This window comes from Bacillus sp. LJBS06, assembly GCF_016924995.1.
Taxonomy (GTDB): domain Bacteria; phylum Bacillota; class Bacilli; order Bacillales; family Bacillaceae; genus Bacillus; species Bacillus stercoris.
The window spans coordinates 112,272-125,146 of sequence record NZ_CP070483.1 but is presented as its reverse complement, the minus strand read 5'-3'; the positions used below and the strand labels follow the sequence as shown (position 1 = coordinate 125,146).

Here is a 12,875-nt window from a genome sequence, read left to right as displayed (position 1 = left end):
TTATCTTCGGATTAACCGATGTCACTTGCCTTTATAATTAGAGATTATTCTTTTGTTACTACATCACGTTCAACGTCTGCAGATGCTGTTTCTTCCGGCTCTTCATCACCTGATAATGCCAGGCCGTCAGCTTGTTTCGCATCTTCTTCGTCTTCTAAATCTCTCATTTCTATTTCTTCTTCATCACCAGAAAGGATTTTGACATCCATACCTAAGCTTTGAAGTTCTTTGATTAATACTTTGAATGATTCCGGAACACCTGGTTCAGGAACATTGTCGCCTTTAACGATGGCTTCGTATGTTTTCACACGTCCAACCACGTCATCAGACTTAACAGTCAGAATTTCTTGAAGAGTGTAAGCCGCACCGTAAGCTTCAAGTGCCCAAACCTCCATCTCACCGAAACGCTGTCCGCCAAATTGAGCTTTACCGCCAAGAGGCTGCTGCGTAACAAGTGAGTAAGGGCCTGTAGAACGCGCATGAAGTTTATCGTCAACCATGTGAGCCAGTTTGATCATATACATGATACCGACAGATACACGGTTATCAAACGGCTCTCCAGTACGTCCGTCGTAAAGCACAGTTTTGGCGTCACGAGACATGCCGGCTTCTTCAAGTGTTTCCCAGACATCCTCTTCTCGCGCTCCGTCAAATACAGGAGATGCAATGTGAATGCCGAGGTAACGAGCGGCCATACCCATATGAAGTTCTAATACCTGCCCGATGTTCATACGTGATGGTACGCCCAGCGGGTTAAGCATGATATCAATTGGTGTGCCGTCAGGAAGGTAAGGCATATCCTCTTCAGGAAGAATCTTAGAGATAACACCTTTGTTACCGTGACGACCGGCCATTTTATCCCCTTCAGAAATCTTACGTTTCTGAACGATATATACGCGTACTAACTGGTTCACACCTGGAGGAAGTTCGTCTCCGTCTTCACGGTTGAAGACTTTAACGTCATGGATAATTCCTCCGCCGCCGTGAGGCACACGAAGAGAAGTATCACGAACCTCGCGGGCTTTCTCGCCAAAGATGGCGTGAAGCAGGCGTTCTTCAGCAGTCAGTTCAGTTACGCCTTTAGGCGTTACTTTACCAACAAGAAGATCTCCGTCTTTTACTTCTGCCCCGATACGGATGATTCCGCGGTCATCAAGATTACGAAGCGCATCTTCACCGACGTTTGGAATATCGCGAGTGATTTCTTCAGGTCCAAGTTTCGTATCACGTGCTTCTGATTCGTATTCTTCAATGTGGATAGATGTATAAACATCATCCTTTACAAGGCGTTCACTCATGATGATGGCATCCTCATAGTTGTAGCCATCCCATGTCATGAAGCCAACCATTACGTTACGGCCAAGTGCAAGTTCACCAAGCTCCATAGAAGGACCGTCAGCAAGGATTTCTCCTTTTACCACTTCATCGCCGACACTTACGATCGGACGCTGGTTGTAGCACGTACCTTGGTTAGAGCGGACAAATTTCAGCAGGCTGTATTTATCCAGGTTTCCTTTTACTTTTTGACCGTCCACTTCTTCATAACGGCGAACCCAAACGTTTTTCGCTTCTACGCGTTCAACGATACCAGGGTGTTTACAAATAACAGCGGCACCAGAGTCTTTTCCTGATACGTATTCCATACCAGTTCCAACGAATGGCGCTTCCGGCTGCATCAAAGGCACAGCCTGACGCTGCATGTTCGCTCCCATGAGGGCACGGTTGGAGTCATCGTTTTCTAAGAACGGGATACATGCTGTCGCAGCAGATACAACCTGCTTAGGCGATACATCCATGTAGTCTACACGGTTTCTGGAAACAACGGTGTTCTCCCCGCGGAAACGAGCTACGATGCTGTCATCAATAAAGGCGCCTTCGTCATCAAGACGAGCGTTCGCTTGAGCGACAACATAGTTATCCTCTTCATCAGCAGTTAAGTAATCGATTCTGCCCGTTACCTTCCCTGTTTCAGGGTCAACGCGGCGATATGGCGTTTCAATAAAGCCAAAACGGTTTACTTTTGCATAAGATGATAGTGAGTTGATCAAACCGATGTTCGGGCCCTCAGGCGTTTCAATCGGACACATACGGCCATAGTGGGAGTAGTGAACGTCACGCACTTCCATTCCGGCACGCTCACGTGTCAATCCGCCCGGTCCTAATGCTGACAGACGGCGCTTATGCGTTAATTCAGCAAGCGGGTTCGTCTGATCCATGAATTGAGAAAGCTGCGAGCTTCCAAAGAACTCTTTAATGGACGCAATAACAGGACGAATATTGATCAGCTGCTGAGGCGTAATTGTATTCGTATCTTGAATTGACATTCTCTCACGAACCACACGCTCCATACGGCTTAAACCGATACGGAATTGGTTCTGGAGAAGCTCGCCTACAGAACGTAAACGGCGGTTTCCAAGATGATCGATATCATCTGTGTCGCCTACTCCGTGCAGCAGGTTGAAGAAGTAGCTGATTGAAGAAATAATATCAGCAGGCGTGATGTTTTTAATCTCTTCTTCAATGTAAGCATTGCCGATTACATTAATAACCTGTTCTCCTTCTTGATCAGTCGGAGCAAAGATTTTAATGGATTGAAGAGTCACTTCATCTTCAACAACACCGCCATTCGGATACAGCTTTCTGAAACCGATTCCGTTTTCTAAGTATGGCAGTACTTTATCAAGTGTTCTTCTATCAAGAATCTGACCTTTTTCAGCAAGGATTTCTCCTGTTTCAGGATCAACGAGCGTTTCAGCAAGTCTCTGATTGAAGAGGCGATTCTTAATATGAAGTTTTTTATTAATTTTATAGCGTCCTACATTGGCAAGATCGTATCGTTTCGGATCAAAGAAACGAGAATCAAGCAAGCTTTTCGCATTTTCTACTGTAGGCGGCTCTCCAGGACGGAGACGCTCGTAAATTTCAAGCAGCGCTTTGTCGCTGTTTTCTGTGTTATCTTTATCAAGCGTATTTCTCAGGTATTCGTTTTCTCCTATGAGATCAAGAATCTCTTGATCGGAGCCGAAGCCGAGAGCACGCAAAAGAACCGTAACCGGCAACTTACGTGTGCGATCAATGCGGACATAAACAACATCTTTCGCATCAGTTTCGTATTCTAACCATGCGCCACGGTTTGGAATGACAGTTGCGGTAAAACCTTTTTTACCGTTCTTGTCTACTTTACCACTGAAATATACACTTGGAGACCGAACAAGCTGGGAAACGATAACGCGTTCCGCACCGTTAATGATAAAAGTACCTGTATCTGTCATAATAGGGAAATCACCCATGAAGACATCTTGGTCTTTTACCTCTCCAGTTTCTTTGTTAATTAAACGAACCTTCACTCTTAGCGGAGCTGAGTAAGTCACATCACGTTCTTTTGATTCCTCTACAGGATATTTAGGCTCACCTAAACTATAATCAATGAACTCAAGAGAGAGGTTACCAGTGAAATCCTCAATTGGTGATATGTCTTGAAACATCTCTCTAAGACCCTCATCAAGAAACCACTGATAAGAAGAGGTTTGAATTTCAATGAGATTTGGTAATTCTAACACTTCGCTAATGCGAGCATAGCTTCTGCGCTGGCGGTGTCGTCCATACTGAACTAGTTGACCTGTCAACTGATTCACCCCTCAAATCATGCGTATTATATGTGTAATAAGCATTTCTTCCAAAGAAAGAAAATACTTTTACAAGACAAAAGAAAAAAGGGTTTCTAATTAAGAAAACCACATCCAAAAACAAATACCGATTTTATTAGCATTTCCATACTTGTATAATTTATACATAGATATTGACAATTCATCATATCAAGCAAAATATATACATTGGCATTTTACAATATTAACATAGTTAAAATACCGAGTCAAACTTTTTTTGCTTTTATGATATAATAGCCTTTCTTTTTTTGAACGACAGAAACTTCATCGAACAGTTCCTCGAGCTTTTCAATGGCAGAAGGCGCGCCTTGCTTTTTCTGTATGACGATCCACAACTCACCTGAAGCTTTTAAGTGTTCAGCGCTTTTCTCAAAGATAGCATGGACAACTTTTTTTCCGGCTCGGATTGGGGGATTTGTAAGAATAGAAGCAAATGTTTGAGCAGAATCAACGTTTGAAAACAAATCGCTTTGATAAATTTTAACGTTTGTTATTCCATTCTGTTCCGCATTTCCATTTGATAGTTCTACGGCTCTCTCATTAACATCAATCATGTGGATAGTCCGGTCTTTAAAGTCGCTGGCCAGCGATAAACCAATCGGCCCGTACCCGCAGCCTACATCCAAAATGCTGCCCTCAACCTCAGGCTCTTCAAAAGAATCAATCAGCAGTCGGGAGCCGAAATCAACTTCTTTTTTAGAAAAAACCCCGCTGTCGCTGGTAAACGTGAAATCTTTATTCCGAAGCCTAAAAGACCAGGTTTGCTTGTTGCTTTTCACTGAAGGTTTTTCTGAATAATAGTGCTCACTCATTATTAGAACCTCCTTTTTTCATGGCTTAAAGAATGGCAAAGAAAAAGCTCGCCTCATAAAAGCGAGCTTCCCCTCCAGGTAAGTGAAGATTACTTAACTTCTACAGAAGCGCCAACTTCTTCAAGTTTAGCTTTAAGCTCTTCAGCTTCTTCTTTAGCAATACCTTCTTTAAGTGGTTTTGGAGTGTTGTCAACAAGTTCTTTAGCTTCTTTCAAGCCAAGACCAGTGATTTCACGTACAACTTTGATAACTTTGATTTTTTGAGATCCAGCACCAGCAAGGATAAGATCGAATTCGCTTTGCTCTTCAGCAGCTCCGCCTGCAGCAGCTCCGCCAGCTACAGCTACAGGAGCAGCAGCAGTTACGCCAAATTCTTCTTCGATTGCTTTTACTAGGTCGTTCAATTCAAGTACAGTTGCTTCTTTAACGGAAGCAATGATTTCTTCGATATTTAAAGCCATTTGTAATTCCTCCATTTTGTTTTAATTTATGAAAAACTGATTAGATTAAGCGCCTTGTTCTTCCTTTTGTTCTGCCACAGCTTTTGCAGCAAGAGCAAAGTTGCGAACTGGAGCTTGAAGTACGCTAAGCAACATAGAAAGCAAGCCTTCGCGTGATGGAAGTTCAGCAAGAGCTTTCACTTCTTCAACAGTAGAAACTTTACCTTCGATTACGCCAGCTTTGATTTCAAGAGCTTCGTGATTTTTAGCGAAGTCATTCAGAACTTTAGCCGGAGCGACAACATCTTCAGTGCTGAATGCGATCGCGTTCGGTCCAGTTAAGAAATCATTCAAACCATTAAGCTCAGCTTGTTCAACCGCACGGCGAGTCATCGTATTTTTGTAAACTTTGAACTCAACGTTAGCTTCGCGAAGCTGTTTACGAAGTTCAGTTACTTCAGAAACGTTAAGTCCGCGATAGTCAACGATGATCGTTGATTTACTTTCTTTCAGTTTAGAAGCAATTTCTTCAACAACAACTTTTTTAGTTTCAATTGCGCTGCTCATGGTTACACCTCCTGTAGATTCTTGTGTAACACTTATACCGTTAGGTGATCACGACTGAGACGACGGATTCCATATAAAAAGCCTCCATGAGACATGGAGGCTGTATATACAAGCATACGTAACGTAATAGCTGTGATAATATACACCTCGGTAGGATGATTAAGCGGTTAGGCCCCTACTGTCTACGGTATAAATGATATTCTATTTTACAACATTTTGAATCATATCAGAATGTTGATGTCATGTCAATATTATTTTACGTTAAAAGTTGAAGAGTCTACTTTGACACCAGGTCCCATAGTAGAAGTTACAGCAACGTTTTTCACGTAAACGCCTTTAGCTGCGGCAGGTTTAGCTTTCAGGATTGTATCGTACATTGTTGTGAAGTTCTCAACAAGTTTTTCATCCTCGAAAGAAACTTTACCGATAGGAACATGAATGTTTCCAGCTTTATCTACGCGGTATTCAACTTTACCAGCTTTGATTTCGCCGATCGCTTTTTCAACTTCGAAAGTAACTGTACCAGTTTTAGGGTTTGGCATTAAACCTTTTGGTCCAAGTACACGACCGATTTTACCAACTTCACCCATCATGTCAGGTGTAGCTACGATTACATCGAAATCGAACCAGCCTTGTTGAATTTTGTTGATGTAGTCAGTATCGCCTACGAAATCTGCACCAGCAGCTTCAGCTTCTTTCGCTTTTTCGCCTTTTGCGAAAACGAGAACGCGCTGAGTTTTACCAGTTCCGTTTGGAAGCACAACTGCTCCGCGGATTTGCTGGTCGTTTTTACGAGGGTCAACCCCTAAACGGAAAGCCACTTCAACTGTAGCGTCGAATTTAGCTGTGTTTGTTTTTTTAACGAGAGCTACTGCTTCAGAAACGTCGTAAGCTTTAGAACGGTCTACAAGCTTAGCAGCTTCAACGTACTTTTTACCTTTTTTAGCCATTTTAAAATTTCCTCCTTATGTGGTTATAGCGGAATAACCTCCCACGAATAAGGGTTGCGAACTTGTTAAAACTCGCAACCCGACAAGAAACAAATTAATCCTCGATTACAATACCCATACTGCGGGCAGTACCTTCAACCATGCGCATTGCCGCTTCAACGTCTGCTGCGTTTAAGTCAGGCATTTTCGTTTCAGCGATTTCGCGTACTTTATCGCGCTTAACGGTTGCCACTTTATTACGGTTTGGTTCACCAGAACCAGACTCAATTCCAGCTGCTTTTTTAAGCAATACTGCAGCAGGTGGAGTTTTTGTAATAAATGTAAATGAACGGTCTTCGTAAACCGAAATTTCAACAGGAATGATTAAACCAGCTTGGTCAGCTGTACGAGCGTTAAACTCCTTACAGAATCCCATGATGTTAACACCGGCTTGACCAAGTGCAGGTCCAACTGGTGGTGCTGGGTTAGCTTTTCCAGCAGGAATTTGCAATTTTACAACTTTAACTACTTTTTTAGCCACGAGACACACCTCCTTAAGTCCGTGATGTGGTAATAGGGTAAACCCTCCCACTCAAGGTTTCATTCTTTATATGAATGACGAAATATCATGCTAGTTGCCTTGGATAAGTCCAAGACGTACCTTTGCTATATTATCATTTATATATAGCAATTTCAAGTTTTTTCACATTACAATTTATCGATTTGGGTAAATTCCAGCTCAACCGGCGTTTCGCGGCCGAACATATTAACGAAAACTTTGACCTTGCTTTTGTCATAATCAATCTCTTCAATCGATCCAGTAAAGTTAGCAAAAGGTCCGTCTATTACTTTCACTGTCTCTTTCAGTTCAAAGTCAATATCAGTTTTGCGTTCGTCCATGCCCATTCTCTTCAGAATGGTTTCTGCTTCGCCTGGAAGAAGCGGCGTCGGTTTTGAACCTGATCCGGCAGATCCTACGAATCCAGTAACACCCGGCGTGTTGCGGACAACATACCAAGAGTCGTCTGTCATTACAATTTCAACAAGCACATAACCAGGGAATACTTTCTTTTTCACGACTTTTTTCTTGCCGTTTTTGATATCCGTTTCTTCTTCTTCGGGTACGACTACACGGAAAATTTTATCCTGCATCCCCATTGATTCAACACGTTTTTCCAAGTTGGCTTTTACTTTATTCTCGTAACCAGAGTACGTGTGAACAACATACCAATTCTTTTCCATTCTCTTCAGGACTGTCCAGTCCTTCCCTCCCCGCATTTGGTTTTAGTGAATTACCATAACGCTTCAAAAAATAGGCGGCAAGCCTATGATAACTTTCATTTTAAGCCACAATAAAAAACCCGCTGAACGGGTTTTGGCAAGTAATATTATGATCTATTATAGCACGTATTGCTGATCATTATTCAACTATTAAACGAATTAATTGAGAAATTCCTGTGTCAAGGAGGGCAAAAAAGATAACAAAAAAGATAACTGTTGAAATTACCGTAATGGTATAACGCGTTAACTCTTTTCCTTTAGGCCAGCTTACCTTTTTCATTTCTTTCCCAACATCTTTAAAGAATTTCATAATACGCATGTAAAAGACCTCCACAATTTAAAAAGCGCAAAAACTATTTTGTTTCAAGATGAGCTGTATGTGAATTGCAAGTACTGCAGTATTTCTTTACTTCTAATCGCTCAGCCGCTGATGCAGAGCTCTTCATTGTCGTATAATTACGGTTTCCGCATGTCTTGCATGCTAACGTAATCTTTTTTCTCATGTCATTACACCTTTTTCTAAATAGACATTAGTTCTTATCTTTAGTAACATATCATAGTCAGAAAAATACTGTCAATATAGCTTAAATTCCTATTACAAACTGATTTCGCGAATTTCCAAGTACTTCTCCAGCTTGCGTTTCACACGCTGAAGGGCATTGTCGATCGATTTCACATGTCGGTTCAGTTCATCGGAAATCTCTTGGTAACTTCTCCCGTCGAGATATAAGACGAGTACTTTTCTCTCTAAATCACTTAGTAGTTCTCCCATTTTCATTTCAATGTCATCAAATTCTTCCTGATTAATGATCATTTCCTCAGGATTTAAGGTTTTCGCCCCTGAAATGACATCAAGCAGCGTTCGGTCTGATTCTTCATCAAAAATCGGTTTATCTAATGAGACGTAGGAATTCAAAGGAATGTGTTTCTGGCGAGTAGCTGTCTTTATTGCGGTAATAATTTGGCGGGTAATACATAATTCTGCGAAAGCTTTGAAAGAGGTAAGCTTGTCCTCTTTGAAGTCACGAATAGACTTATAGAGGCCTATCATACCTTCCTGAACAATATCTTCTCTGTCCGCCCCTATTAAGAAATAGGATCTTGCTTTCGCCCGAACAAAGTTTCGGTACTTCGTAATCAAGTAATCTAACGCATCACTGTCCCCAACATGAACCTTTTCAATGACCTGCTCGTCCTCCAACTGGCAAAACTGCTCTTTGTTGAATTTTCCCTTGTTGTTCTGTAGATTCACTCCGATCCCCCCGGCGCACGTAGATAGAAATATTATACAGTATTGGGCAAAAAAGCGTCAACTTAATCTAAGTCTCCCCGCCTCCACTTTTCAAACGTTTTCAAAACCTCTTCCGATAAAGCAATTTTACCCGCCGGCTTTTCGGAAGTGATTTTTCTTACCCGTCTCTCTATTCGCCTTTCAATCGCTTCTACCTCTCTCAAAAGCTCCCGGGCCGATTTCCGCAATGCCCCCTGTCCGAAAATCGCCCATTGCTCAGTATAGTCAGAGGTCGCAACGTGAATTTGAGTCGCGATATTATTCAAAGCCTGAGCGAGCTTTTCTATCCGCTCATCAGCCGTCTCATTTTCTTTTGTAAAAATCACTTCAACTCGATGGTTGGTCTGTTTTTTCTCAAGCCCTTTAACGAGATGCGCGTCAAAAACAACAATAACCCTGTTTCCTGTATACGATTGATATTCCGCCATTTTCTGAATCAGTACGTCTCTCGCCTCTTCGAAACTGTTCGCTTTTAAATCCTTCAGCTGCGGCCAGGCTCCTATCATGTTGTATCCGTCTACTAACAGGATATCCATGGGTCTTTATTCTCCCAGAGGGTTTCGTTTCCGGTAGACTTCATACATCAAAAGACCAGCCGCGACAGATGCATTTAGTGAAGTTACCTTTCCGGCCATCGGGAGTTTAATGAGAAAATCACACTTTTCTTTCACGAGTCGGCCCATCCCTTTTCCTTCACTTCCGATGACTAAAGCCAAAGGCATATTGCCGTCCATATTGCGGTAATCCTCACGCGCGGACGCATCCGTTCCGACAACCCAGATTCCCCGTTCTTTCATCTCTTCTAACGTCCGTGCCAAATTGGTGACTCTTGCTACAGGAATGTGCTCAATTGCCCCTGTTGAAGCTTTTGCCACTGTTGTTGTCAGCCCGACAGCTCTCCGTTTTGGAATGACGATGCCATGAGCGCCGACCGCATCAGCTGTTCTCATAATGGAACCAAGATTATGAGGGTCTTCAAGCTCGTCCAGAATGAGGAAGAAAGGCTGTTCATTTCTTTCTTCGGCCGCTTTATATAAATCGTCCAGTTCTGCATATTCATACGCTGCAACCTGTGCCACAACGCCTTGATGCTGTCCTGTCACCATTTGATCGAGTTTTTTTCTCGGGACGTATTGAATTGTGATTCCCTGCTTTTTCGCAAGCTCAATCACTTGCTGTGCCTGTCCCTTTACGGTGTTTTCCGCCATCCACAGCTTATAAAGCTTCCGATCAGATTTTAACGTCTCGATCACTGCATTCTTCCCTATGACGTAATCATGTTGCTGACTCATTTGTTTTCCTCCCTGACGTCCCGAATTGTATAGCTTCGGCTATGAGCTGACTAAGCCGTTCCTCTCTTTTCTCTAGAAAAAGGTAGCCCAGAAGCGCTTCAAATGCTGTACTATAGCGGTACGTCTGAACATCTGTATTTTTAGGTGTTGTTCCTGACTTGGCATTTCTGCCTCTTTTCAGCACCGCTTCCTCTTCTTCCGTAAAAAATGATTGATTCTGCAGAAAAAATAGGATCTCAGCCTGCGACTTTGCCGAAACAATCCGGCTTGATTTCTTATGAAGATCATTTGGTTTGGTAAAGCCCTGCTTAAGCAGGTGATGCCTTACATACACTTCAAAAATGGCATCACCTATATAAGCAAGCGCAAGACCGTTAAGCTGCTTTGAATCTTTTATCGTATCAAATTCAAGCATCCGTTATTCTCCCCGTTTCCAGCGAGTGCCTTGAGCCGTATCTTCAAGAATGATATTCATGCTTTTCAGCTGGTCGCGAATCTGGTCTGACAACGCAAAATCGCGATTCCGGCGCGCTTCATTTCGTTTTTCAATTAAGTCTTCAATCTCTTGATCGAGAAGTTCCTGCTCACCCAATGAAAAACCGAGAACAGAAACAATACGGTCAAACATCTGGATAAACGCCGTAATTACATGATCAGCCGTATGATCTTTCTGAAGATAATAATTGGCATGCTTCGCTAAGTCGAACAAGACAGAAATCGCATTCGCCGTATTAAAGTCATCGTCCATCGCTTCTTCAAATGCTTTGCGGTGTTCTTCAACTTTCTCAAGCCATTGATCGTCATCTTCCGTTAAATTCGTACTGCTGTTCAGACGGTGCTGAAGATTGCTGTACGCTGTTTTTAAACGGTTAAATGCGCTTTTCGTATTTTCTAGAAGCTCTTCTGAATAGTTAATCGGATGGCGATAATGAACAGATAGCATAAAGAATCTCAAAAGCTGCGGATCATGCTGTTTAATGATGTCATGCACAAGCACAAAGTTGCCCAGTGATTTTGACATTTTTTCATTATCAATATTGATATAGCCATTATGGAGCCAGTACTTCGCAAACGTTTTTCCTGTCAATGCCTCAGATTGCGCAATTTCGTTTTCATGGTGAGGGAATGTTAAATCCTGTCCGCCCGCATGGATATCAATCTGGTCACCCAGATATTTTTTCACCATTGCTGAGCATTCAATGTGCCAGCCCGGACGTCCTTTTCCCCAAGGGCTATCCCAGGAGATTTCTCCTTCTTTTGCCGCTTTCCACAGTGCGAAATCAAGAGCATCTTCTTTTTTCTCGCCGACCCGGATGCGTGCACCTGATCTTAGCTCATCGATTGATTGCTGAGAAAGCTTTCCGTATCCTTCAAACGCTCTTGTTTTGAAATAAACGTCACCTTCTGATTCATAAGCGTAGCCCTTTTTCACGAGCTGATCTACGAATTCAATAATGGCATCCATGTTTTCCATCACCCGCGGATGAAGGTCGGCTTTTCGGCATCCGAGCGCACCTACATCTTCAAAATATGCTTTAATAAAACGCTCTGAGATGGTAGGCACATCCTCACCAAGCTCATTTGCCGCTTTAATTAATTTATCGTCTACGTCTGTGAAGTTAGAGACATACTGCACATCATAGCCTTTGTACTCCAAATAGTTTCGAACCGTATCGTAAACGATAGCCGGACGCGCGTTTCCGATGTGAATGTAATTGTAAACTGTCGGTCCGCATACGTACATTTTCACTTTCCCCTCTTCAAGAGGAACGAATGTTTCCTTCTGTCTAGTCAATGTATTATAAAGTGTGATTGTCATTTTTGATTGATCCTTTCTTTTCTGTCTTCAAGTTCTGCCTTCAGCTCTAAAATCTGCTGTTCCAAAGACTTAAAGCGGTCAGCAACCGGATCGGGCAAATCCTGATGGTTTAAATCGCGTCTTACCTTCTTGCCATTTTGTACAACGACCCGTCCGGGGATACCGACAACTGTTGAAAAATCGGGAACATCATGCAGCACTACTGAACCAGCGCCAATCTTTGAGCCTTCACCGACCGTAATTGAACCGAGCACTTTAGCACCTGTGGCTATCAATGCGTCATCTTTAATCGTTGGGTGCCTTTTTCCCTTTTCTTTCCCCGTTCCCCCAAGGGTAACCCCCTGAAAAACGGTTACGTTATTGCCGATTTCACATGTCTCCCCAATGACAACCCCCATGCCGTGGTCTATGAAAAATCTTCTCCCAATTGTAGCGCCGGGGTGGATTTCGATCCCGGTAAAAAATCGGCTTACTTGAGATATAAGGCGTGCAAGGAAATAAAATTTTCGTTTATATAAAGCATGTGCAATCCGATGCGCCCATATAGCATGTAAACCGGAATAAGTTAAAATCACTTCAAAATAGCTTCTTGCTGCAGGATCTTGATCGAAAACAGTATCAATGTCTTCTTTTAGCATTCTAAAAAACACATGCTTCCCCCCGTTTCTCTATCTGATTTCCTCTGCCCAATAAAAAAAGCATCTCTGCATGAAAACATGACAGAGACGCTTTAACCGCGCGGTTCCACTCTGTTTGAAAAGCAGACTCCTGCTCTCCCA

General features: G+C 42.6%; 15 protein-coding genes and 2 other annotated features (1 of these 17 only partly in view). All 15 genes read right to left on the bottom strand.

Annotated features, from left to right (window positions below; genetic code table 11):
• Window positions 1–44: 44 nt before the first annotated feature.
• The 15 genes from rpoB to cysE all read right to left on the bottom strand — a co-directional run bounded on the left by rpoB (window position 45) and on the right by cysE (window position 12,746).
• On the bottom strand, window positions 45–3,626 hold the full coding sequence (gene rpoB / locus JQX68_RS00680; RefSeq protein ID WP_009966326.1) for a DNA-directed RNA polymerase subunit beta: 3,582 nt from the start codon (window positions 3,624–3,626) through the stop codon (window positions 45–47).
• Window positions 3,627–3,871: 245 nt separating this feature from the next.
• Window positions 3,872–4,477: a class I SAM-dependent methyltransferase gene (locus tag JQX68_RS00675; protein WP_014662527.1), complete on the bottom strand. Its 606-nt coding sequence runs from the start codon at window positions 4,475–4,477 to the stop codon at window positions 3,872–3,874.
• Window positions 4,478–4,566: 89 nt separating this feature from the next.
• Window positions 4,567–4,938, bottom strand: a complete 372-nt coding sequence (gene rplL / locus JQX68_RS00670) for a 50S ribosomal protein L7/L12 (protein WP_003156436.1) — start codon at window positions 4,936–4,938, stop codon at window positions 4,567–4,569.
• A 45-nt stretch (window positions 4,939–4,983) separates the two neighbouring features.
• Complete coding sequence (rplJ, locus tag JQX68_RS00665) at window positions 4,984–5,484, bottom strand: 50S ribosomal protein L10 (RefSeq protein WP_014662526.1); 501 nt, start codon at window positions 5,482–5,484, stop codon at window positions 4,984–4,986.
• Between the two features lie 65 nt (window positions 5,485–5,549).
• Window positions 5,550–5,690: a sequence feature (ribosomal protein L10 leader region), on the bottom strand.
• Between the two features lie 45 nt (window positions 5,691–5,735).
• A complete protein-coding gene (rplA, locus tag JQX68_RS00660) occupies window positions 5,736–6,434 on the bottom strand; it encodes a 50S ribosomal protein L1 (protein WP_003235040.1) in 699 nt (232 codons plus the stop codon).
• A 94-nt stretch (window positions 6,435–6,528) separates the two neighbouring features.
• Complete coding sequence (rplK, locus tag JQX68_RS00655; RefSeq protein ID WP_003156430.1) at window positions 6,529–6,954, bottom strand: 50S ribosomal protein L11; 426 nt, start codon at window positions 6,952–6,954, stop codon at window positions 6,529–6,531.
• Between the two features lie 167 nt (window positions 6,955–7,121).
• The gene (gene nusG / locus JQX68_RS00650; RefSeq protein ID WP_003225764.1) at window positions 7,122–7,655 is read right to left on the bottom strand and encodes a transcription termination/antitermination protein NusG; all 534 of its coding nucleotides are present in this window, start codon (window positions 7,653–7,655) and stop codon (window positions 7,122–7,124) included.
• A gap of 178 nt (window positions 7,656–7,833) precedes the next feature.
• Complete coding sequence (secE, locus tag JQX68_RS00645; protein WP_004399676.1) at window positions 7,834–8,013, bottom strand: preprotein translocase subunit SecE; 180 nt, start codon at window positions 8,011–8,013, stop codon at window positions 7,834–7,836.
• A 34-nt stretch (window positions 8,014–8,047) separates the two neighbouring features.
• On the bottom strand, window positions 8,048–8,197 hold the full coding sequence (gene rpmG / locus JQX68_RS00640) for a 50S ribosomal protein L33 (RefSeq protein WP_003156421.1): 150 nt from the start codon (window positions 8,195–8,197) through the stop codon (window positions 8,048–8,050).
• 92 nt (window positions 8,198–8,289) lie between these two features.
• The gene (gene sigH, locus JQX68_RS00635) at window positions 8,290–8,946 is read right to left on the bottom strand and encodes an RNA polymerase sporulation sigma factor SigH (protein WP_003225758.1); all 657 of its coding nucleotides are present in this window, start codon (window positions 8,944–8,946) and stop codon (window positions 8,290–8,292) included.
• A gap of 62 nt (window positions 8,947–9,008) precedes the next feature.
• On the bottom strand, window positions 9,009–9,521 hold the full coding sequence (gene rae1, locus JQX68_RS00630; protein WP_003225756.1) for a ribosome-dependent mRNA decay endonuclease Rae1/YacP: 513 nt from the start codon (window positions 9,519–9,521) through the stop codon (window positions 9,009–9,011).
• A 6-nt stretch (window positions 9,522–9,527) separates the two neighbouring features.
• Entirely contained in the window at window positions 9,528–10,277 is a 750-nt protein-coding gene (rlmB, locus tag JQX68_RS00625; protein ID WP_003225755.1) for a 23S rRNA (guanosine(2251)-2'-O)-methyltransferase RlmB, read from the bottom strand.
• Window positions 10,261–10,692, bottom strand: coding sequence for a mini-ribonuclease 3 (locus JQX68_RS00620; RefSeq protein ID WP_014662523.1), 432 nt, complete (start codon window positions 10,690–10,692; stop codon window positions 10,261–10,263). Before JQX68_RS00620 ends, rlmB begins: the two co-directional genes overlap by 17 nt.
• Before the next feature lie 3 nt (window positions 10,693–10,695).
• On the bottom strand, window positions 10,696–12,096 hold the full coding sequence (cysS, locus tag JQX68_RS00615; RefSeq protein ID WP_014662522.1) for a cysteine--tRNA ligase: 1,401 nt from the start codon (window positions 12,094–12,096) through the stop codon (window positions 10,696–10,698).
• Window positions 12,093–12,746, bottom strand: coding sequence for a serine O-acetyltransferase (cysE, locus tag JQX68_RS00610; RefSeq protein ID WP_003225749.1), 654 nt, complete (start codon window positions 12,744–12,746; stop codon window positions 12,093–12,095). The genes cysS and cysE overlap by 4 nt, the downstream gene beginning before the upstream one ends.
• 68 nt (window positions 12,747–12,814) lie before the next feature.
• Window positions 12,815–12,875 (bottom strand) — a binding site (T-box leader); it runs 170 nt beyond the window's last position.

Coding starts and splice junctions, on each gene's coding strand:
- rplL (WP_003156436.1), bottom strand. CDS start 4,938: ATGGCTTTAAATATCGAAGAAATCATTGCTTCCGTTAAAGAAGCAACT.
- nusG (WP_003225764.1), bottom strand. CDS start 7,655: ATGGAAAAGAATTGGTATGTTGTTCACACGTACTCTGGTTACGAGAAT.
- rplA (WP_003235040.1), bottom strand. CDS start 6,434: ATGGCTAAAAAAGGTAAAAAGTACGTTGAAGCTGCTAAGCTTGTAGAC.
- secE (WP_004399676.1), bottom strand. CDS start 8,013: ATGCGTATTATGAAATTCTTTAAAGATGTTGGGAAAGAAATGAAAAAG.
- rplJ (WP_014662526.1), bottom strand. CDS start 5,484: ATGAGCAGCGCAATTGAAACTAAAAAAGTTGTTGTTGAAGAAATTGCT.
- JQX68_RS00620 (WP_014662523.1), bottom strand. CDS start 10,692: ATGCTTGAATTTGATACGATAAAAGATTCAAAGCAGCTTAACGGTCTT.
- cysS (WP_014662522.1), bottom strand. CDS start 12,096: ATGACAATCACACTTTATAATACATTGACTAGACAGAAGGAAACATTC.
- rpmG (WP_003156421.1), bottom strand. CDS start 8,197: ATGAGAAAAAAGATTACGTTAGCATGCAAGACATGCGGAAACCGTAAT.
- rlmB (WP_003225755.1), bottom strand. CDS start 10,277: ATGAGTCAGCAACATGATTACGTCATAGGGAAGAATGCAGTGATCGAG.
- JQX68_RS00675 (WP_014662527.1), bottom strand. CDS start 4,477: ATGAGTGAGCACTATTATTCAGAAAAACCTTCAGTGAAAAGCAACAAG.
- rae1 (WP_003225756.1), bottom strand. CDS start 9,521: ATGGATATCCTGTTAGTAGACGGATACAACATGATAGGAGCCTGGCCG.